Below are 21,784 nucleotides of genomic sequence, written 5' to 3' on the forward strand. Positions count from 1 at the left end.
ATAAAGTCGGATGGAAGGGTGGGGCGCCGGCAACTACGGATGGTTCACTGGCCGCTGCGCAACCGATAACCCCGTTCGGCCTTGCTGACGTCCTCGGACGTGGTGCCCGGCAAGCGCTGCTTGAGGACGGCGGCGAGCGCGTCGAGAGCCGCATGCGCACTGGCCTTCGGCGCATCCTTCAGTTCAAGTTCGATTTCGCAGATCGGCGCACGCCGCACTGCGCCGTCCGCCTCGGCCTGCACTTCGCCAATGTCCAGCGCGGCTTCGATGGGTGTGCCGGTCCAGTGAAGCGGCCATAGCGTGCGCGTGAAGTCGGTGCGAAACAGAGGCACGAGCGTCGCCGCAGCGTTGCGCACGAGCGCGCGCGCTTGCGCGTCGCCGCACGCGGCGAGCAGCGCGTCGAGTTCAAGCGCGTCGCCGGCCACCGCCATTTCCCATTCATGGCGACTGTGCACCCCGTCCGACGCGCCGCCGCCGAACTTGAAAGTCTGCAGCCAGCCATCAGGCGTGCGTCGCAATCGCAATGCACCGCCGGCGCGCGCGAGCCTGTCGTCGAGCGTATCGAAGTAGAGATTGGCGAGGGCGGTCGGTTGGCCATCATGTCCACTCAACTCGGCGAGCAGTGCGCGGGCGGCCTCGATCTGCGACGCCGGCAGCGCAAGCTTGATTTCGCGTTCGATGCTCATCGTCGTCATGGACGTTGCAGTCCGAAAAACATGTCGGCGAGCGCGGCACCGGGATTGTCCGCGCGCATGAACGCTTCGCCGACCAGGAAAGTATGAACGTCGGCTGCTCGCATCCGGTCCACGTCGTCGCGCGTCAGGATCCCCGACTCGGTTACCACGATACGCTCGTCGGGAATGCTGTCGAGGAGCCCAAGTGTGGTGTCCAGCGTGACGGCGAACGTGCGCAGGTTGCGATTGTTGACGCCGATCAGCGGTGTCTTTAGCGTCAACGCCACGTCCAGTTCGTGCGCATTGTGCACTTCCACCAGTACCGCGAGCCCCAGCGAATGGGCGTACGCTTCCAGCTCGCGCATCTGCGCTGGCTCCAGCGCGGCGGCGATCAGCAGGATGCAGTCCGCACCCATCGCACGCGCCTCCAGCACCTGGTACGGGTCGATGATAAAGTCCTTGCGCAGCACGGGCAGCGGGCACGCGTCGCGAGCCTGCTGGAGGTAGCGCGCGCTGCCCTGGAAAAACGGCACGTCCGTGAGTACCGACAAGCATGCGGCGCCGTGCTGTGTGTACGAGCACGCAATGTCGGCTGGCACAAAAGTTTCGCGCAACACGCCCTTGGAGGGGCTGGCTTTTTTCACCTCGGCGATGATCGCCGGCTGTCCGAGCGCGTGTTTGGCACGCAACGCCGCAACGAAGTCGCGTAGGTCGCCGCGCCGCGCGTGGGCGCTCAGTTGCAACGCTGCCAGAGGTGCACTCGCCTGCGCGGCACGGATCTCATCGCGCTTGACTGCAATGATGCGATCGAGAATATCAGTCATGATGGTGCTCTGTTTGGCTCAATGACTCAACTGCTGCGTAAAACGGACAAGTTCATTGACCTTCGCACGGGCGGCTCCGCTGGCGATTGCCTCACGCGCTTGCCGGATCCCGTCGCCGATCGAGGCGACGACGTTGGCCGCATACAGCGCGGTACCGGCATTGAGCGCGACGATCTCGCGGGCAATGCCCGGCGTATTGTCCAGTGCGCTGAGCAGCATTGTTTTCGATTCGTCCGCGTTGGCGACCTTCAGGGAGCGATTCGACACCATTTGCAGGCCGAAGTCTTCGGGATGAATCTCGTATTCGTGCACCTGGCCATCGCGCAGCTCGCCGACCCGTGTCGCCGCGCCGAGCGATACTTCGTCCATCCCGTCTCGCCCGTAGACGACCAGCACGTGGTTTGCGCCAAGCTGTTGCATCACCCGGACCTGGATGCCGACCAGATCCTCGTGGAACACGCCCTGCAGTTGGTTCGGTGCCCCAGCCGGATTGGTCAACGGTCCCAGTATATTGAAGATCGTGCGTACCCCCATTTCGCGACGGATCGGCGCGACGTTCTTCATCGCCGGATGGTGGTTCGGCGCGAACATGAACCCTATGCCGGTCGCCTCGATAGACTGCGCCACCTGTTCCGGCGTTAGGTTGATGTTGACGCCGAGCGCTTCAAGCACATCGGCGCTGCCGGACTTGGATGACACGCTGCGATTGCCATGCTTGGCGACCTTTGCGCCGGCTGCGGCGGTCACGAACATCGTTGCCGTGGAGATATTGAACGTATGCGAGCCGTCGCCGCCGGTGCCCACGATATCGACAAAGTGCCGGTTGTCGGCTACCTGTACGTGGTGAGCGAACTCGCGCATGACGGTTGCCGCTGCAGTGATCTCTCCGATCGTTTCCTTCTTCACGCGCAGCCCGGTGATGATGGCGGCCACCATGACCGGCGATATTTCTCCGCGCATGATCATCCGCATCAGGTGCAGCATCTCGTCATGGAAGATCTCGCGGTGCTCGATGGTACGCTGCAGCGCTTCCTGAGGGGTGATGGGCATCCGGTTCTCCGTGCGGGTTAGGCCAGTGAGCGGGGGAGACAGGGGCATCGCGTCGGTAGGGCGCGCGTTCATCGGGTAAGCGCCGCAGTGCGGCTTTGAGCGATGAAATTCTCAAGCAGGGCATGGCCATGCTCGGACAGGATCGATTCCGGATGGAACTGCACACCCTCAATCGGCAGCGTCTTGTGGCGCACGCCCATGATTTCGCCATCGTCGGTCCATGCGCAGACCTCCAGACAGTCGGGCAGCGTGTCGCGCTCGATGGCTAGCGAATGGTACCGCGTGACCTGAAAGCGGTGCGGTAGATCGGCGAAGATCCCCCGCCGATCGGTCTCGATTTCGCTGACCTTGCCATGCATGATCGTCTTGGCTCGCACGATGCGGCCGCCGAACGCCTCGCCGATCGCCTGGTGTCCCAGGCATACGCCAAGCATCGGGATGCGGCCGGCGAAGCGTTGGATGACCGAGAGTGTCACGCCGGCGTGTTGCGGATTGCTGGGTCCAGGCGACAGGCAGATACGCTGCGGGCTCAGCGCGGCGATCTCGTCACAGCTGATCTCGTCATTGCGGTAGGTCTGCACTTGCTCGCCCAACTCGCCAAAGTACTGGACGAGGTTGTAGGTGAACGAGTCATAGTTATCGATCATCAGCAGCATACGGCACCCAATGGACTGATATTGAACGAAAAATCGACGCGATGAAGCTGCTGGCCCACGGACCTGCTCAATGCGGTCCGGCATGGGGCCGCCATAGGCGGGGTCGCCACAGGCATCCGACACAAGCGAGAGCGAACATGAACGCGGGCGCGCAGCGCGCGGACGTTGCACGCGCAACCGGTTGCGCGTGCCACAGCAGGGACGACGGGGCCCGCATCGAGCGGTTCGGGCGTGTTGGCGACGACTGGATCTGTCAACGGCATCGGCAATCTCCTTGAGCTTGGAGCCGCCGTACCGTAGCACTATCAGGGTTGTCAACCTGCCACCGGATACGGCGGCAAGGTGCGGTGGGCGAACCACGACGTGCCGCTTCCTAGCGGAAGCGCCACCACTGGGCTGCACGGGTCAACGTGGTTCGAAGCATGGGTTACGCCTGGCTGAAATAGCGGCCCGGCGCGTTGGCCGGGTCGGTCGGGTTCATTGTAGCGTTTCGCGCGCGGGCCTGTCGACCCAAATGACACAGTGCGGCTGCCGACAACGCGTTCACGCGTTCAATCTGGTTGGCGGCGGGCACGCGTCGCTCAATGGGGGCAGGCCTGTCAGAACTGCGCGTCCAGGCCATCCTGCACGTGCTCGGCGGCGCGCAATACGGCACGCGCTTTGTTCTCAGTTTCCTGCCATTCCGCTTCAGGCACCGAATCAGCGACGATGCCGGCGGCGGCCTGCGTGTACAAGTTGCCGTCGTGGATCACGCCGGTGCGGATCGTGATCGCCAGATCCATTTCGCCGGAAAATGACAGATAGCCGACCGCGCCGCCGTACAGGCCGCGCTTGACCGGCTCAAGTTCATCGATCAATTCCAGCGCGCGGACCTTCGGGGCGCCGGAAAGCGTGCCGGCTGGGAATGTGGCGCGCAGCACATCGAAGGGCGTCATGCCGGGCTTGAGTTTGCCCTCGACTGAGCTGACGATATGCTGCACGTGCGAGTATTTTTCGATCACCATCTTGTCAGTGACGACCACGGAGCCCGTTTGCGCGATGCGGCCGACGTCATTGCGCGCGAGATCAATCAGCATCACATGCTCGGCGATCTCCTTCGGGTCGTTCAGCAACTCCGTCGCCAACTGCGCGTCGCGCTCCGGCGTACTGCCGCGCGCGCGCGTGCCGGCTAGCGGGCGGATCGTCACGATCTGCTCGCCGCCGCGCTCTTCCTGCCGCACCAAGATCTCAGGTGATGCGCCGACCACGTGGAAGTCACCGAAGTTGTAGAAATACATATACGGCGACGGGTTCAGCGAGCGCAGCACGCGATACAGCGACAGGGGATGGTCGCGAAACGGTTTCGAAATCCGCTGCCCGACTTGCACCTGCATCAGTTCGCCGGCGGCAATGTATTCCTTGGCTTTGCGCACCGCGGCCAGATAGTCGTCCTTGGCGAACTCGCGATAGATGTCAGTGCGCACCGTCGGCGACGTGACCGGAGGCTGGGCCGGGCTGCGCAACCGGTTGCGCAATTCGCGCAGCCGCTGCTTGGCGCGCGTGTACGCCTCCGGTGCACCCGGATCGGCGTAGACGATCAGGTAGAGCTTGCCGGCCAGGTTGTCGATCACTGCCACTTCTTCGGTCAGCAGCAGCTGGATGTCCGGCAGGCCCAGATCGTCCTTGGGCGTCGAATGCGCGAGCTTCTTCTCGATGAAGCGCACCGCGTCGTAGCCGAAGTAACCCGCCAGGCCGCCGCAGAAACGGGGCATGCCGGGTCGGAGCGCGACTTTGAAACGCGCCTGGAACTGCGCAATGAATGCAAACGGATCGCCTTCGTGCGTTTCGATGACCTGGCCATCGCACACCACTTCGGTGATGCCGGTGCCGTCAGCTTGCCGCGTACGCAGCAAGGTGCGCGAGGGTAGGCCGATGAATGAATAGCGGCCGAAGCGTTCGCCGCCGACCACCGACTCGAGCAGAAACGAATTCGCGCCTCCTCGTTCGGGGTGAGCGAGTTTCAGATACAGCGACAGCGGCGTATCAAGGTCGGCGAGCACCTCAGCAATCAGCGCAATGCGGTTGTAACCTTTGTTGGCAAGGGACTGGAATTCAAGCTCGGTCATGTTGGCAAGTCCTATTGTCCTATTGGTGCTCGGTGCACGGCGCGGTATGCACTGAACCAATGTCGCGGCCCGGCCGCAGCATAGGTGCCGAAGCCAACGTACCGGGACGCGGCGGCGCTACATGGTGCGTAGCGCGGACACGGCCGCGATGCCGGGGGCGACAACGAAAACAAAAAACGGGGAAATCGAAACCCGAAACCCGGCAAGCAACGGGTTTCGACGCGCAATCGCGCTCAGGCGTGCCAGCGGCGCCAGGGCCAGGCTCCCCGGTCGATACTGCCAAGACTGCGTTTTCTGTTTAGAAACATGACGATGTTGCGGATACCCTGGGACGGATGCTATTGCGCGGCGTGTGGCGCCGTCACCCGGCTGGCCGCCTCCAGCAGCGAACCCACTATACCATCCGAGTCGATCGATTGTACAGGTTGGCCGTGGTTGTAACCGTATGGTACGGTCAACGTCGCGAGCCCGGCGGCGCGCGCCGCGCGCGCGTCGTTTTCCGAGTCGCCGATCGCGACCGCCCGCGCGGGCGGCACGCCGAGCGCGTCGCACGCGGCTAGCATTGGCAACGGGTCCGGCTTTTTCCGCGGCAGGCTGTCGCCACCGAACACCACTTCGAAATACGGCCGCAGGTTATACTGCTCGAGCAACTCGAGCGCGAATCGAAGCGGTTTGTTGGTCACGCATGCAAGCTTGATCCGCGCAGCCCTGAATGCGTCCAGCCCGCGGATCACGTCCGGGTAGAGCCGCGTGTGGCGACCATTGACCACCGCGTATGCCCGCTGGTACCTGGCCAGTGCCACATCGAACTGCTGCTCGACCTCGGTTGGCGGCAGGCGTGCCGACAGCACGCTGCACACGAGGTGCTCGGAGCCCTTGCCGACGTAGGCGACGACTTCGGCTTGGTCGATCGGCGGCAAGTCGAGCTCGCCGAGCACCGTGTTGAGCGCCGCCGTGAAATCGCCGGCGGTATCGACCATCGTGCCATCCAAATCGACGATCGCGGCCTCGACCGGTCCGATGGGGGGCGCACCGCGACGATTGTCATCGGCAACCGGTGTCAGGCTGGTGTCAGTCATCGCGCGCTCACCGCCTGAGTGCAGCGCGCATCTGGTTGATCACCTGTCGGTAGTCGGGCTGCCCGAAGATTGCCGAACCCGCGACAAACGTATCGGCGCCGGCGGCCGCGATTTGCGCGATGTTGTCGGCCTTCACGCCGCCGTCCACCTCCAGGTGGATCTCGCGGCCCGTCTGTGCCGCATACGCGTCGATGCGCCGCCGCGCCTCGCGCAGCTTATTCAGTGCCTCGGGAATGAACGACTGTCCACCGAAACCGGGATTCACCGACATAATCAGCACCAGGTCGACGCGGTCCATCACGTGGTCCAGGTAGTTCAAAGACGTGGCGGGATTGAATACCAATCCCGCCTTGCAACCGTGGTCCCGGATCAGTGATAGAGTGCGATCGATATGGTCGGACGCCTCTGGATGGAAGCTGATCACGTTCGCGCCCGCCCTTGCGAAGTCCGGCACGAGGCGGTCCACCGGACGGACCATCAGATGCACGTCGATCGGCACGTTGACGTGCGGGCGGATTGCTTCACAAACCATCGGGCCGATCGTCAGGTTGGGTACGTAATGGTTGTCCATCACGTCGAAGTGGATCCAGTCGGCGCCGGCGGCGACCACGTTGCGCACTTCTTCGCCGAGGCGGGCGAAGTCAGCGGAAAGAATGCTTGGGGCGATGCGAAAAGTCATCTTGGAATGCGTTGGCGGGCGCTGAGCGGCAAACAAAGCGTTATTCTAGCGTGCCGGCGCGACGCCAGCCTAGCCCGGGAGCGGCGCCCTGATGCCTGCATTGACATGTCAGTGGATCGCGTCACGCTAGCGACGTCACGGCGACCCCGTCGGGTTAGCCACGTCAGACCAGCCACGTCGGGTCAGCCCGTCGTATCAGCCATATCGCATTGCAGGTTGCGACCCGCAAGCGCATCAACGAAAATGCGATGCGCAGGGATCTGCATGCCCGCGCCATGGGTGAGCGTGCGCCCGTATTGCGCGACCTTTATCGGAATCCAGGATGAGTCAGTATGAATTGAGCGTCTCGGCGCGGGCGGCCTATCTGCCGGACCAGTCCGACCCGGAGCACCAGCAATATGCGTTTGCCTACACGTTGACGATACGCAATACCGGACAGGTTGCCTCGCAGTTGATTGCGCGCCATTGGATCATTACCGACAGCGAGGCGAAGGTGCAAGAGGTCAAAGGACTCGGGGTCGTCGGACATCAGCCATTGCTGCGGCCGGGCGAGCAATTCGAATATACGAGTTGGGCGGTCATTGCGACGCCGGTCGGCACGATGCGCGGCGAGTATTTTTGCGTGGCCGAGGACGGTACGCGCTTCGAGGCGCCGATAGCGGAATTTGCGCTGTGCATGCCGCGCATGCTGCATTGAGCGCGCACGATGGCGGCGCGGCGCCGCGACCGCTCCGGCGTGGACCGCCGTGGCGGCTGGCCGGCGCAGTGCCGCAGGGCGTCAATCGCGCTTGCGCGGCGGGCGGCGCACGTACCATACGATGTACGCGAGCAATCCAATCGGCAGCAGTATTTCAACCGTGGGTAGTAGCCACGGGCAAGCGGTGAAGAACGCAGACATGACGGTTTGGGAAACGAGCGAGCATTTTAACGGTTGCGTGTATGGTAATGGTGGCGCGCATGGCAGCGGGCCGAGGCGGGCGGCCGCAAGGGACCGGCATGCAGCCGGTGTGCGGCGCTGGGGCCGCGCCGCGACACTGATCGCGACGATCGTCGCGGCGGCGATGCTTGCGTCATGCGGTGGCAGCGGTGCGGTGCGGCCGGTGATGCACGTGCCGCCGGTCGTTGCCACGCCAAGCCAGCAGGCGCTGGTCAGTGCGCGGCTCACGCCGGTCAGCTGGCAGCAGGTGCCCGGTTGGCAGGAGGACAGCCTGATCGGAACTACCGGCGCGCTGCGGCAGAACTGTGCACGCATGAACACGCTAGCGAATTGGCGGCGTGCGTGCGTTGCTGCGCAGCAACTGGATGATCTTGACGTGGCCGCCGCGCGTACGTTTTTTGAGACGTACTTCACGCCGTTTGTGCTGGCTAATAGCGACGGCACGCTCGACGGTCTCGTCACCGGCTACTACGAGCCGTTGTTGCATGGGTCTCGGTACCGGCGTGCGCCGTACCTGTACCCATTGTATCGCTGGCCGAGGGCAGCCCGCTCGGACGCGGTGTTGCCGCCGCGTGCACAGCTGATACGCTCCGGCATGCTGGCCGGCAACGAGCTTGTCTACGTGGACGATCCGATCGAGGCGTTTTTTCTGCAGGTGCAAGGCTCCGGCCGGGTATTGCTCGACGACGGCACGGTGATGCGGGTCGGTTACAGTGGCACCAACAACCAGCCGTATCGTTCGATCGGCCGTTGGCTGATCGATCGTGGCGAGCTTTCACCGGCGCAGGCGACGATGCAGGGAATTAAGGCATGGGCCCGGGCGAACCGGTTGCGCGTCGATGCTCTGCTGGATGTGAATCCGCGCTTCGTGTTCTTCAAGGAAGTGCCATCCAGCGAAGGCGTGCCCAGCGGCGGAGCCGACGGGCCGGTCGGTGCGTTGGGGGTGCCGCTCACGCCCGAACGCTCGATCGCGGTTGACCCGACGTCGATCCCGCTCGGCACGCCGGTATTCCTGCAGACCACCCGGCCATTGTCGAATCAGCCGATGAACCGGCTGGTGTTCGCGCAGGACGTGGGCAGCGCGATCAAAGGCGGCGTGCGGGCCGACTACTTTTGGGGACTAGGTGATGACGCGGGCGACCTGGCGGGCCGGATGAAGCAGGGCGGCCGGATGTGGCTGCTGCTGCCCAATAGTTGAGTGGCTGGATGTGGCTGCTGCTGCTCAACAGTTGGGCGGCCGGATGTGGCCGCTGCTGTTCAACAGTTGAGCGGCCGTGTTGCGCGTGGCCGCCATCGGCTCAGGCCTCAGGCTGACGCACGACGTTTGTCCACGACGCGGCGCGCCTTACCCACTGAGCGCTCGATGCTGTTCACTGGCAAGGCGGCGATTTGCGCCGTGACGCCGACCAGCGCCTTGACATCGTGCGCTAGGCTTGCGCGTGCCGCTTCGATTGCGCGTTCGTCCAGTGCCGATCCCGGGCAGGGCTCGACATGGATCGTCATCACGTCGAGCGGACCTTCCTTGGTCAGCACGATCTGGTAGTGAGGGGCAAGCACGGTGGCGTACTTGAGCAACAGCTCCTCGATTTGTGACGGGAACACGTTCACGCCCCGGATGATCATCATGTCATCGCAGCGGCCAGTGATCTTCTCCAGGCGCCGCATCGCGCGTGCGGTGCCGGGCAGCAGCCGGCTTAGATCACGGGTACGATAGCGGATGATTGGCAAAGCCTCTTTGGTCAGCGAGGTGAACACCAGTTCGCCGAATACGCCTTCGGGCAGCACCTCACCAGTGTCCGGATCGATGATTTCCGGATAGAAGTGGTCTTCCCAGATCGTCGGGCCGTCCTTGGTTTCCGCGTATTCGGAGGCGACGCCGGGGCCGATGATCTCTGACAGCCCATAGATGTCGACCGCGTCGATGCTCATGCGTTTCTCGATCGCCGCGCGCATGTCGTTGGTCCACGGCTCCGCGCCGAAAATGCCGATGCGCAACGACGATTCGGCCGGATCCAGGCCCCGTCGCTCGAATTCATCGGCGATCGATAGCATGTAGCTCGGCGTGACCATGATGATGTCGGGGCGAAAATCCTGGATCAGCTGAACTTGCTTCTCGGTCTGCCCGCCACCGAACGGGATCACGGTCAGGCCCGCGCGTTCTGCCCCGTAGTGCGCGCCCAGCCCACCAGTAAAGAGCCCGTAGCCGTAGCTGACATGAACCTTGTCGCCGCGCCGCGCCCCTGCTGCGCGGATGGAGCGCGCCATGAGGTTGGCCCACATGTCGATATCGTTAGCCGTGTAGCCGACCACGGTCGGCTTTCCGGTGGTGCCGGACGAACCGTGGATGCGCGAGACCTGGTCCATTGGCACGGCGAACATGCCGAACGGATAGCTATCGCGAAAGTCTTGCTTCGTCGTGAACGGGAAGCGGGATAAGTCCGACAGCGTTTTCAAGTCGTCCGGATGCACGCCCGCTTCATTAAATTTGCGCTTATACACTAGTGAATGTGTATACGCGTGCGCTAGCGTTTTTTTCAGCCTTTCCAGCTGCAGGGCCTGTAGTTCGTCGCGGCTGGCTTTTTCAATCGGCTCCGGCGGCAGGGCAGTGTTCATTAAAATCTCCTTATTGCTGTGTCTGTCCCGTAGCTTGTAGCGGGCGTCAATCGTTCGATCGAATGACGTTCCCTTTGATGTGTGCCGACTTGCCGCGAAACATCGCGACCGGCTCGCCGGCGCGATTGGTCACACGGATATCGTAGAGGCCGGTGCGCCCAGATCGCACCTGCTCCACGGCTTCCGCGGTTAGCGCGTCGCCGCGGTGCACCGGCCGCAGGTATTCGATCGTGCATCCGGCTGCCACCGTATTCACGTTATAAGTGTTGCACGCAAATGCGAATGCCGAATCGGCAAGCGTGAAGATCAACCCGCCGTGGCAGATATCGTGGCCATTTAGAAATTCGGCGCGCACCTGCATCGTCGCGCGCGCGTAGCCGGGCCGAATTTCAACTATCTGAATGCCGAGCCAGCGGGTGCACGCATCGTTCTCGTACATCGCCGCGGCACAGTCGCGCGCGAGCAGCTCGGCTTGCACCACGCCGGGTTCGGCGTCGGTGAGAGGAGAGTGGTCCATATCAGTGTCCGTCAAAACGGGGTTGACGTTTCTCGATGAACGCGCGCACGCCTTCCGCATAGTCGTGCGACACGCCAAGCTTGCGCTGCAGGTCGCGTTCAAGGTCCAGCTGTACATCCAAATCCAGCGTTGCGCCGCTGCGGATGGCCTGTCGGGTCGCGACGATCGCGGCGGTGGGCTGCTGCGCGAGTTCCGCGGCGAGCTCTCGCGCTTGTGGCAGAAGGGCCGCATCATCAACGACGCGCCAGATCAGGCCCCACGCTTCAGCCTTTTCCGCGCTAAGCTTCTCGCCAGTGAGCGACAGTCCCAGCGCGCGAGCGATACCGACTCGTCGTGGCAGCGTCCACGTGCCGCCAGTGTCCGGTACCAGCCCGATCTTCACGAAAGCCTGGATGAAACGGCTCGAACGCGCGGCAAGTGTGATGTCGCATGCCAACGCCAAGTTCGCGCCGGCGCCGGCTGCGGTGCCGTTGACCGCTGCGGTCACCGGCAGCGGCAGCTGCTGCAGCCGCCGCACGAGTGCATTGAAGTTTTGATCGATTAGCTCGCCCAAGTCGGTTTCATGGCCGGGCGTGAAGTCGAGGTCCTCGAGGTCCTGACCCGCGCAAAATGCCTTGCCAGCGCCTGTCAGGACCAGCGCCCGGGCACCCGAGTGCTGCACTTCATCCAGCGCCGCGCGTAGCTCGGCGTGCATTGCGCGGGTGAAGCTGTTAAGTTTGTCCGGGCGGTTCAGCGTAATGGTTGCGACGTGAGCGGCTGCGTCGATGTCGAGCAGAATTGACGTGTAAGTCATGGGAGTTTCCTCCTGCCTAGGCGAAATGAATGCGCGAGGCCGACTTCAGACGCGCTCGATGGCCAATGCAATACCCTGTCCGACTCCAATGCACATCGTACACAATGCATAGCGGCCGCCGTTGCGGTGCAACTGGTACATGGCGGCCGTTACCAGCCGCGCGCCGGATGCGCCGAGCGGGTGGCCGAGCGCGATCGCTCCGCCGTTTGGATTCACGCGCGGGTCGGCGTCGGCGATGCCCAGCAGCCGCAGCACGGCCAGGCCTTGTGCAGCGAATGCTTCGTTTAACTCGATGACGTCGAACTGATCGAGCGTCATGTTCAATTGCCGCAGCAGCTTGCGCGTCGCGGGCGCCGGTCCGATGCCCATCACGCGTGGCTCGACTCCCGCCGTTGCCATGCCAAGCACGCGCGCCTTCGGCGTGAGCCGGTGCGCGCGTGCGGCTGCTTCGCTGGCGATTAGCAGCGCACAGGCGCCATCGTTGATGCCGGACGCATTGCCGGCGGTGACAGTGCCATCTGGGCGTACCACACCGCCGAGCTTGGCCAGTGCGTCCATTGACGTTTCGCGCGGATGCTCGTCGTGCTGCACCACGATCGCATCGCCGTTGCGGGACGGCACGGTGACCGGCACGATCTCGGCAGCCAGTACGCCGTCACGCTGCGCACGGGCGGCCTTTTGCTGGCTGCGTAACGCAAATGCATCCTGATCGGCACGGCTCACGTTATAGGCGGCCGCGACGTTTTCGGCGGTCTGCGGCATCGAATCGATGCCGTACTGCTGTTTCATCAGCCGGTTCACGAAACGCCAGCCAAGCGTCGTATCGAAGACTTCGGCCTGGCGTGAGAACGCGGTGTTGGCCTTGCCCATCACGAACGGCGCGCGCGTCATGCTCTCGACACCGCCGGCCAGCATCAGCGACGCGTCACCTGCGCGGATCGCTCGCGCCGCGGTGCCGATCGCATCCATGCCCGAGCCGCATAGTCGGTTCACCGTGGCGCCCGGCACGTCAATGGGCAGGCCGGCGAGCAGCCCGACCATCCGAGCGACGTTGCGGTTATCTTCGCCGGCCTGATTTGCGCAGCCGAAGATCACGTCGTCCACCGCCGCCCAGTCCATTGACGGGTAACGTTCGAGCAGCGCCTTGATCGGGATCGCGCCAAGGTCGTCTGCGCGAACGTCTTTTAGCGCGCCGCCATAGCGGCCGAACGGCGTGCGGATTGCATCACAGATAAAAGCTTCAGTCATGGTGCCAGTCGCCTGTGCTTGTCCGGTAGCGTCGTTCTCGTCGGTGTGGAGCAATGCCGGGGTGGCGCCGGTTAGCCGCGCGGTGCCACGTGCGCGCGGCTTTGCACGACGCGGAAACGGTTCGCCACGAACGCAGCGTCGGTCAGCGTCGCATTGGCCGCTGGGTTTGCACCGGTGCCGTGGAAGTCCGAGAACGCCGCGGACTGGTTCACGAACACGCCGTCGGTTAAGTTCAGCGACAGCGCGACGCCGCCTTCGATTGCCGCTTCGTGCGCGGCTTGCTGCACTGCCTCGTCACCACTGTATACGGATAGCGTCAGCGCGCCGTGCTGTGCGGCAATCGAGCCGGCCAGCGCCAGCGATTGCGCGGTGGAATCCGTCGCGATGACGAATGCGATCGGGCCGAACCATTCCTGCGTAAACCGGTTCTGGTCGGTGGCCGCATCCAGCTTGACCAGCAGCGGCGTATGCACTCGTGCATGCTCGAACGCGGGATGCACGAGCGGTTGGCTGTCCAGTAGCACGGTACCGAGCGAGCGCGCCCGTTCGATGCGCTGCACTACGGCGTCGTTTTGGAGGGCTCCAATTAATTCGACCGCCTTGGCTGGGTCCGACGTCAGTTTCCGGACGGCCTCGGCGATTGCTTGGGCGACTTCGTCGAAGCTAAGCGTACCGTCGGGGGTGCGGATGCCGTTGCGCGGCACATAGATGTTTTGTGGCGCGGTACACATCTGGCCCGAGTACAGTGCCAGCGAGAATGCGATATTGCGTGCGGCTGCCTTGATGTCATCGACCGAGTCGATGACAATCTGGTTCACGCCCGCCTTCTCGGTATACACGTGGGCCTGGGTCGCGTTGCGCTCGAGCCAATTGCCGTTGTGCGTGCTGCCCGTGAAATCGATCAGTCGGACATCGGGGCGCGTGGCGAGCTGCTGCACGAGCGTGCCGTCATCCGGATCCGTTGCCAACAGCGTAACGACGTTCGGATCGAAGCCGGCCTCGCGCAGCACGTCGCGCGCGATACGTACGGTGATCGCCAGCGGCAGGATCGCGCCAGGATGGGGCTTGACGACCACCGCGTTGCCAGTCGCAAGATCGGCGAATAGTCCCGGATAACTGTTCCATGTCGGAAAAGTACAACAGCCCAGCACCAGGCCGATGCCGCGCGGCACGATCGTAAAGTGCTTTTCCATTGCCAGCGGCGGGTTCTTGCCTTGGGGTTTTTCCCAGTAAGCTTGGGCCGGGATGCGCCGCAACTGGTCCCATGCGCATGCGATGGCCTCGAGCGCGCGGTCCTGCGCATGCGGCCCGCCGGCCTGGAACGCCATCATGAATGCCTGTCCGGTTGTATGCATCACGCTGTAGGCAATCTCGAAGCTCGCCCGGTTCAGCCGCTGCAGAATCTCCAGGCTCACGCCCACCCACGTGTCGCGGCCCGCACGCTGCCATGGTTGCTGCGCGCGCGCCACGGCGACGAATAGCGAGTCCGGATCGGCTTTCGGATAGCGCACGCCCAAAGCGAAGCCGAACGGCGAGTGCTCCTGGCCTACCAGTCCATTGCGGGGCTGATCCAAATCGAACGTTTGGTTCAAAAGCGCTTTGAACGATTGCTCACCGTCCGCGTTCGCCGTTTCCCCGTACACCTTGGGGCTGGGCATCTCGGGGAACGGACTCCAGTAGCCGCGCGTTTCCTGTGCCTGAAGTGCCTGTGTCAACGTCGATTCATGCTTCACAAACAGCGGATGTGTCATGGCGAGTCGTCGGAAAATTGAGGCGGAGACGGATAAATAAACCGACCGGTTGGTTGGAAAATGGTAGCATTCTTTTCGGATTGCGCGGCGTTTTTTCGCGGGTCCCCTTGCCAATGGAGCATTCATGACATTCGAAAACATCCTGGTCGACACAAGCGGACGGGTCGGGCTGATCACGCTGCACCGCCCGAAGGTGCTCAATGCACTGAACGACGCGCTGATGGACGAGTTGGGCGCGGCGCTCAAGGCGTTCGACGACGACGAGCAGATCGGCGCGATCGTGGTGACGGGCAGTGAAAAGGCATTTGCCGCCGGCGCGGACATCGGAATGATGGCGAAGTACACCTATATGGATGTTTACAAAGGGAACTACATTACGCGCAACTGGGAGGCGGTGCGTGCGGTGCGCAAACCGGTGATCGCCGCAGTGGCGGGCTTGGCGCTGGGCGGCGGATGCGAACTGGCGATGATGTGCGACATTATCATCGCGGCCGACACCGCGCGGTTCGGTCTGCCGGAGGTCAAGCTCGGGGTCATGCCGGGCGCCGGTGGCACGCAGCGCTTGCCGCGTGCGATCTCTAAGGCCAAAGCGATGGACCTGTGCTTGACCGGGCGGTTCATGGATGTACACGAAGCGGAGCGCGCGGGACTGGTATCTCGCGTAGTCGCGGTAGGCAAGCTGTTAGACGAAGCGCTTAGCACGGCGGCTGCGATTGCTGAATATTCGCTGCCTTCGGTGATGATGATTAAGGAATCGATCAATCAATCGTACGAGACCTTGCTTACCGAGGGTGTGCATTTCGAGCGCCGGCTGTTCCACTCGCTGTTTGCCACCGAGGACCAGAAGGAAGGGATGGCGGCGTTTGTCGAGAAGCGCAAGCCTGTCTTCAAGCATCGTTGAAAACGGACTTGCGTTGAAGGTGATGGGTCGCTAAAATCTTATTTTTCGCGCTGCGGATGCCGTTGCGCGAAAGTGGGGCGGGTGAGTAGGATCTTCTCGAATCACTGTGGTGGAAAAAGTTTTCAAAAACTTCTTGACGCTGCGACGAGAAATCTTCATAATCTCGTTTCTCTGCTGCTGATGCAGCGACGCGATGCGGGGGCCGAGGCCGGCTAGGTTGAGGCGAAGCGGTTGCGATGCTCTTTAACAAGTAACAGCCGATAAGTGTGGGTACTTGATGGTGCAGGCGTGCTGCGCCCGGGTGGTAAAAGCCGGGTGGGGCGATGCGAAAGAATCATTAAGTCTCATACGAAATGAAGGTAGGTTTTGAGAGAATCGAAACCTGTCAACGTTTTGAGTTGAGCGACAGGGTCCTTTGGGGCCCGAACAAGTAACAGGTTTGAACTGAAGAGTTTGATCCTGGCTCAGATTGAACGCTGGCGGCATGCCTTACACATGCAAGTCGGACGGCAGCGCGGGCTTCGGCCTGGCGGCGAGTGGCGAACGGGTGAGTAAGACATCGGAACGTGTCCTAGAGTGGGGGATAGCCCGGCGAAAGCCGGATTAATACCGCATACGCTCTGAGGAGGAAAGCGGGGGACCCGCAAGGGCCTCGCGCTCAAGGGGCGGCCGATGGCAGATTAGCTAGTTGGTAGGGTAAAGGCCTACCAAGGCGACGATCTGTAGCTGGTCTGAGAGGACGACCAGCCACACTGGGACTGAGACACGGCCCAGACTCCTACGGGAGGCAGCAGTGGGGAATTTTGGACAATGGGGGCAACCCTGATCCAGCAATGCCGCGTGTGTGAAGAAGGCCTTCGGGTTGTAAAGCACTTTTGTCCGGAAAGAAAACGGCCTGGCGAATAACTAGGTTGGATGACGGTACCGGAAGAATAAGCACCGGCTAACTACGTGCCAGCAGCCGCGGTAATACGTAGGGTGCGAGCGTTAATCGGAATTACTGGGCGTAAAGCGTGCGCAGGCGGTTTGCTAAGACCGATGTGAAATCCCCGGGCTCAACCTGGGAACTGCATTGGTGACTGGCAGGCTAGAGTATGGCAGAGGGAGGTAGAATTCCACGTGTAGCAGTGAAATGCGTAGAGATGTGGAGGAATACCGATGGCGAAGGCAGCCTCCTGGGCCAATACTGACGCTCATGCACGAAAGCGTGGGGAGCAAACAGGATTAGATACCCTGGTAGTCCACGCCCTAAACGATGTCAACTAGTTGTTGGGGATTCATTTCCTTAGTAACGTAGCTAACGCGTGAAGTTGACCGCCTGGGGAGTACGGTCGCAAGATTAAAACTCAAAGGAATTGACGGGGACCCGCACAAGCGGTGGATGATGTGGATTAATTCGATGCAACGCGAAAAACCTTACCTACCCTTGACATGGTCGGAACCCTGCTGAGAGGTGGGGGTGCTCGAAAGAGAACCGGCGCACAGGTGCTGCATGGCTGTCGTCAGCTCGTGTCGTGAGATGTTGGGTTAAGTCCCGCAACGAGCGCAACCCTTGTCCTTAGTTGCTACGCAAGAGCACTCTAGGGAGACTGCCGGTGACAAACCGGAGGAAGGTGGGGATGACGTCAAGTCCTCATGGCCCTTATGGGTAGGGCTTCACACGTCATACAATGGTCGGAACAGAGGGTTGCCAACCCGCGAGGGGGAGCTAATCCCAAAAAACCGATCGTAGTCCGGATTGCAGTCTGCAACTCGACTGCATGAAGCTGGAATCGCTAGTAATCGCGGATCAGCATGTCGCGGTGAATACGTTCCCGGGTCTTGTACACACCGCCCGTCACACCATGGGAGTGGGTTTTACCAGAAGTGGCTAGTCTAACCGCAAGGAGGACGGTCACCACGGTAGGATTCATGACTGGGGTGAAGTCGTAACAAGGTAGCCGTATCGGAAGGTGCGGCTGGATCACCTCCTTTCTGGAGCAAGAAGTCTGCGCTTCAAGTACTCACGCTTATCGGCTGTGAAAGTCACAGGGACAGACGAAGGGTCTGTAGCTCAGTCGGTTAGAGCACCGTCTTGATAAGGCGGGGGTCGTTGGTTCGAATCCAACCAGACCCACCACGCGAGTCTGGTGTGCGCCACGAGCGCTGCGCGCAGCGCGGCCCGAACCCAAGGGGGGCATAGCTCAGCTGGGAGAGCACCTGCTTTGCAAGCAGGGGGTCGTCGGTTCGATCCCGTCTGCCTCCACCACTGCTCAATCGCGAGCGCTCCCAAACGGAGTGTTGGCGATTGACCCGTGGGTCAAGCAGTGCGGTATGGCTGTGACGTTCTTTAACAATCTGGAAAAAGAAGCAGTAATGTCTATTGGACGCGTCTTGAGATGGGCGCAGAAGATAGACGGGTAGTGATTGAAAGTATTGTTTTGAGTGATCTGAAAAGACGCTTGGAAGATACGGCACAACGCGAAAACTCAACCTATAGCCGGTGCGTTGCAAGACGGACTTGTTATAGGGTCAAGCGAACAAGTGCATGTGGTGGATGCCTTGGCGATCACAGGCGAAGAAGGACGCGGTAGCCTGCGAAAAGCTGCGGGGAGCTGGCAAACGAGCTTTGATCCGCAGATGTCCGAATGGGGCAACCCGGCCCGTATGGGTCATCCGTGACTGAATCCATAGGTCATGTGAAGCGAACGCGGCGAACTGAAACATCTAAGTAGCCGCAGGAAGAGAAATCAACCGAGATTCCCAAAGTAGTGGCGAGCGAAATGGGATCAGCCTGTACCATTTAGCCTCTAAGTTAGCCGAACGCTCTGGAAAGGGCGGCCGTAGCAGGTGATAGCCCTGTAGGCGAAAACTCAGATGTGGAACTAGGGGTACGACAAGTAGGGCGGGACACGTGAAATCCTGTCTGAAGATGGGGGGACCATCCTCCAAGGCTAAATACTCGTGATCGACCGATAGTGAACCAGTACCGTGAGGGAAAGGCGAAAAGAACCCCGGGAGGGGAGTGAAATAGATCCTGAAACCGCATGCATACAAACAGTCGGAGCCTCGCAAGGGGTGACGGCGTACCTTTTGTATAATGGGTCAGCGACTTACGTTCAGTAGCGAGCTTAACCGGATAGGGCAGGCGTAGCGAAAGCGAGTCCGAATAGGGCGAACAGTTGCTGGGCGTAGACCCGAAACCAAGTGATCTATCCATGGCCAGGTTGAAGGTGCGGTAACACGTACTGGAGGACCGAACCCACTAACGTTGAAAAGTTAGGGGATGAGCTGTGGATAGGGGTGAAAGGCTAAACAAACTTGGAAATAGCTGGTTCTCTCCGAAAACTATTTAGGTAGTGCCTCGTGTCTCACCTTCGGGGGTAGAGCACTGTCATGGTTGGGGGGTCCATTGCGGATTACCTCGCCATAGCAAACTCCGAATACCGAAGAGTGCAATCACGGGAGACAGACGCCGGGTGCTAACGTCCGACGTCAAGAGGGAAACAACCCAGACCGCCAGCTAAGGTCCCTAAAATTGGCTAAGTGGGAAACGAAGTGGGAAGGCGAAAACAGTCAGGAGGTTGGCTTAGAAGCAGCCACCCTTTAAAGAAAGCGTAATAGCTCACTGATCGAGTCGTCCTGCGCGGAAGATGTAACGGGGCTAAGCCAGTTACCGAAGCTGCGGATGCGCACGCTAAGTGCGCATGGTAGGAGAGCGTTCCGTAAGCCTGCGAAGGTGCATTGAGAAGTGTGCTGGAGGTATCGGAAGTGCGAATGCTGACATGAGTAGCGATAAAGGGGGTGAAAGGCCCCCTCGCCGTAAGCCCAAGGTTTCCTACGCAACGTTCATCGGCGTAGGGTGAGTCGGCCCCTAAGGCGAGGCAGAAATGCGTAGCTGATGGGAAGCAGGTTAATATTCCTGCACCGTCGTTAGATGCGATGGGGGGACGGATCGCGGAAGGTTGTCCGGGTGTCGGAAATCCCGGTCCCTGCATTGGAGAAGGCGCTTTGGCAAATCCGGGCGCGCAATTCAAGGGTGTGGGGCGAGCGGCGTTAAGCTGCGAAGCAATCGGAAGGGGTCCCAAGAAAAGCCTCTAAGCTTCAGTCTAACGAGACCGTACCGCAAACCGACACAGGTGGGCGAGATGAGTATTCTAAGGCGCTTGAGAGAACTCGGGAGAAGGAACTCGGCAAATTGGTACCGTAACTTCGGGATAAGGTACGCCCTGCTAGCTTGACTGGCTCGCGCCAGAAGGGTGAAGGGGTTGCAATAAACTGGTGGCTGCGACTGTTTAATAAAAACACAGCACTCTGCAAACACGAAAGTGGACGTATAGGGTGTGACGCCTGCCCGGTGCCGGAAGATTAAATGATGGGGTGCAAGCCCTTGATTGAAGTCCCGGTAAACGGCGGCCGTAACTATAACGGTCCTAAGGTAGCGAAATTCCTTGTCGGGTAAGTTCCGACCTGCACGAATGGCGTAACGATGGCCACACTGTCTCCTCCCGAGACTCAGCGAAGTTGAAGTGTTTGTGATGATGCAATCTACCCGCGGCTAGACGGAAAGACCCCATGAACCTTTACTGTAGCTTTGCATTGGACTTTGAACCGATCTGTGTAGGATAGGTGGGAGGCTTAGAAGCGCGAACGCTAGTTTGCGTGGAGCCGTCCTTGAAATACCACCCTGGTTTGTTTGAGGTTCTAACCTAGTGCCCTGAATCGGGCACGGGGACCGTGCATGGTAGGCAGTTTGACTGGGGCGGTCTCCTCCCAAAGCGTAACGGAGGAGTACGAAGGTACGCTAGGTACGGTCGGAAATCGTGCTGATAGTGCAATGGCATAAGCGTGCTTAACTGCGAGACCGACAAGTCGAGCAGGTGCGAAAGCAGGTCATAGTGATCCGGTGGTTCTGTATGGAAGGGCCATCGCTCAACGGATAAAAGGTACTCTGGGGATAACAGGCTGATACCGCCCAAGAGTTCATATCGACGGCGGTGTTTGGCACCTCGATGTCGGCTCATCTCATCCTGGGGCTGTAGCCGGTCCCAAGGGTATGGCTGTTCGCCATTTAAAGAGGTACGTGAGCTGGGTTTAAAACGTCGTGAGACAGTTTGGTCCCTATCTGCCGTGGGCGTTGGAAGTTTGAGGGGGCCTGCTCCTAGTACGAGAGGACCGGAGTGGACGAACCTCTGGTGTACCGGTTGTCACGCCAGTGGCATCGCCGGGTAGCTATGTTCGGAAGAGATAACCGCTGAAAGCATCTAAGCGGGAAACTCGCCTCAAGATGAGACTTCCCCGGGGACGCGATCCCCTTGAAGGGTCGTTCAAGACCAGGACGTTGATAGGTCGGGTGTGTACGCGCAGTAATGCGCTCAGCTAACCGATACTAATGGCCCGTAAGGCTTGATCCTATAACTGGTCCGTTTTACCGTTGTGCCGTCCTCGACGACATAATCCTACCGGCTGCTTCTTGTTCCAGATTCGCTGGCGCGCCCCGCCGCGCGACAGCATCCCCCTTTTGCCTGATGACCATAGCGAGTCGGTCCCACCCCTGCCCATCCCGAACAGGACCGTGAAACGACTCCACGCCGATGATAGTGCGGATTGCCCGTGTGAAAGTAGGTAATCGTCAGGCTCCCCCCTTGCCCCCCCAACGCCCGCTTCCCTCCCCGAAGCGGGCGTTGGGCTGTGGCGAACGCCCCCCGGCTCCGCCTACCTCGCTGGCTCAACCCGCACTCGAGCACCGCCTGCCCCGAGTGGGGGGGCCGGCAGAGAGGGTAGTCAAAGTGTCCGGCGCAGTACGGTCGCATCACGCGTACCTGTTTGCCAACCGTCACTCGACGCGCCTAAAAGTGCTCGTGTACGACGGGTTCCCGCACCGAACGACAGGCGCGAGCGCTATAGGCACGTCTGGATGCGCGACTGCGCTCGTGCGGTCTTGTTCCCCATCCGCAGAAAACGAAGGTGGTTTACTG

The 21,784-nt window shown here is 61.2% G+C and carries 15 protein-coding genes, 2 tRNA genes and 3 rRNA genes; 8 read left to right on the forward strand and 12 right to left on the reverse strand.

Translation table 11 applies throughout. The features are described from left to right. Positions 1-44 precede the first annotated feature (44 nt). The 7 genes from B0B13_RS14245 to rpe form a co-directional block, all read right to left on the reverse strand. A complete protein-coding gene (locus B0B13_RS14245) occupies positions 45-686 on the reverse strand; it encodes a CYTH domain-containing protein (RefSeq protein WP_076797340.1) in 642 nt (213 codons plus the stop codon). A gap of 5 nt (positions 687-691) precedes the next feature. Then, positions 692-1,498 (reverse strand): indole-3-glycerol phosphate synthase TrpC, encoded by an 807-nt coding sequence (gene trpC, locus B0B13_RS14250; protein ID WP_076796894.1) that lies wholly within the window; start codon positions 1,496-1,498, stop codon positions 692-694. A gap of 18 nt (positions 1,499-1,516) precedes the next feature. Then, positions 1,517-2,548, reverse strand: a complete 1,032-nt coding sequence (gene trpD, locus B0B13_RS14255; RefSeq protein ID WP_076797341.1) for an anthranilate phosphoribosyltransferase — start codon at positions 2,546-2,548, stop codon at positions 1,517-1,519. Between the two features lie 68 nt (positions 2,549-2,616). Beyond that, the gene (locus B0B13_RS14260) at positions 2,617-3,204 is read right to left on the reverse strand and encodes an aminodeoxychorismate/anthranilate synthase component II (protein ID WP_076785532.1); all 588 of its coding nucleotides are present in this window, start codon (positions 3,202-3,204) and stop codon (positions 2,617-2,619) included. A 599-nt stretch (positions 3,205-3,803) separates the two neighbouring features. Continuing rightward, entirely contained in the window at positions 3,804-5,309 is a 1,506-nt protein-coding gene (trpE, locus tag B0B13_RS14265; protein WP_076796895.1) for an anthranilate synthase component I, read from the reverse strand. Between the two features lie 338 nt (positions 5,310-5,647). Next, on the reverse strand, positions 5,648-6,388 hold the full coding sequence (gph, locus tag B0B13_RS14270; protein WP_076796896.1) for a phosphoglycolate phosphatase: 741 nt from the start codon (positions 6,386-6,388) through the stop codon (positions 5,648-5,650). 7 nt (positions 6,389-6,395) lie between these two features. Then, positions 6,396-7,067: a ribulose-phosphate 3-epimerase gene (gene rpe, locus B0B13_RS14275; protein WP_076785529.1), complete on the reverse strand. Its 672-nt coding sequence runs from the start codon at positions 7,065-7,067 to the stop codon at positions 6,396-6,398. A gap of 322 nt (positions 7,068-7,389) precedes the next feature. Between rpe and apaG the strand changes: the two genes are divergently transcribed. Both apaG and mltA read left to right on the forward strand, forming a co-directional pair. After that, complete coding sequence (gene apaG, locus B0B13_RS14280) at positions 7,390-7,764, forward strand: Co2+/Mg2+ efflux facilitator ApaG/CorD (protein ID WP_076785528.1); 375 nt, start codon at positions 7,390-7,392, stop codon at positions 7,762-7,764. Between the two features lie 364 nt (positions 7,765-8,128). Beyond that, a complete protein-coding gene (mltA, locus tag B0B13_RS14285; RefSeq protein WP_139337478.1) occupies positions 8,129-9,202 on the forward strand; it encodes a murein transglycosylase A in 1,074 nt (357 codons plus the stop codon). A gap of 107 nt (positions 9,203-9,309) precedes the next feature. On the opposite strand, the gene paaK is transcribed toward mltA, so the two are convergent. The 5 genes from paaK to paaN form a co-directional block, all read right to left on the reverse strand. Next, positions 9,310-10,617 carry a phenylacetate--CoA ligase PaaK gene (gene paaK, locus B0B13_RS14290; protein ID WP_076796897.1) on the reverse strand — a complete coding sequence of 436 codons (1,308 nt, stop codon included), beginning with the start codon at positions 10,615-10,617 and terminating at the stop codon, positions 9,310-9,312. A gap of 46 nt (positions 10,618-10,663) precedes the next feature. Continuing rightward, a complete protein-coding gene (gene paaI / locus B0B13_RS14295; protein ID WP_076785526.1) occupies positions 10,664-11,134 on the reverse strand; it encodes a hydroxyphenylacetyl-CoA thioesterase PaaI in 471 nt (156 codons plus the stop codon). A gap of 1 nt (position 11,135) precedes the next feature. Next, on the reverse strand, positions 11,136-11,927 hold the full coding sequence (paaG, locus tag B0B13_RS14300; RefSeq protein WP_076785525.1) for a 2-(1,2-epoxy-1,2-dihydrophenyl)acetyl-CoA isomerase PaaG: 792 nt from the start codon (positions 11,925-11,927) through the stop codon (positions 11,136-11,138). A gap of 45 nt (positions 11,928-11,972) precedes the next feature. Continuing rightward, complete coding sequence (gene pcaF / locus B0B13_RS14305; protein ID WP_076796898.1) at positions 11,973-13,175, reverse strand: 3-oxoadipyl-CoA thiolase; 1,203 nt, start codon at positions 13,173-13,175, stop codon at positions 11,973-11,975. A gap of 71 nt (positions 13,176-13,246) precedes the next feature. Continuing rightward, positions 13,247-14,926 carry a phenylacetic acid degradation protein PaaN gene (paaN, locus tag B0B13_RS14310; RefSeq protein WP_076796899.1) on the reverse strand — a complete coding sequence of 560 codons (1,680 nt, stop codon included), beginning with the start codon at positions 14,924-14,926 and terminating at the stop codon, positions 13,247-13,249. Positions 14,927-15,050: 124 nt separating this feature from the next. Between paaN and B0B13_RS14315 the strand changes: the two genes are divergently transcribed. The 6 genes from B0B13_RS14315 (at position 15,051) to rrf (ending at position 21,444) form a co-directional block, all read left to right on the forward strand. Continuing rightward, the gene (locus tag B0B13_RS14315; RefSeq protein ID WP_076796900.1) at positions 15,051-15,827 is read left to right on the forward strand and encodes an enoyl-CoA hydratase; all 777 of its coding nucleotides are present in this window, start codon (positions 15,051-15,053) and stop codon (positions 15,825-15,827) included. A gap of 441 nt (positions 15,828-16,268) precedes the next feature. After that, positions 16,269-17,801, forward strand: a 16S ribosomal RNA gene (locus B0B13_RS14320). A 68-nt stretch (positions 17,802-17,869) separates the two neighbouring features. Continuing rightward, a tRNA-Ile gene (locus B0B13_RS14325) sits at positions 17,870-17,946 on the forward strand. Positions 17,947-17,999: 53 nt separating this feature from the next. After that, positions 18,000-18,075, forward strand: a tRNA-Ala gene (locus tag B0B13_RS14330). Positions 18,076-18,336: 261 nt separating this feature from the next. Next, a 23S ribosomal RNA gene (locus B0B13_RS14335) occupies positions 18,337-21,220 on the forward strand. Positions 21,221-21,330: 110 nt separating this feature from the next. Then, positions 21,331-21,444, forward strand: a 5S ribosomal RNA gene (gene rrf, locus B0B13_RS14340). Together the 16S, 23S and 5S rRNA genes with 2 tRNA genes alongside form the textbook arrangement of a ribosomal RNA operon. Positions 21,445-21,784 lie beyond the last annotated feature (340 nt).

Origin of the sequence: Burkholderia sp. b14, assembly GCF_900156195.1 — a bacterium.
Taxonomy (GTDB): domain Bacteria; phylum Pseudomonadota; class Gammaproteobacteria; order Burkholderiales; family Burkholderiaceae; genus Mycetohabitans.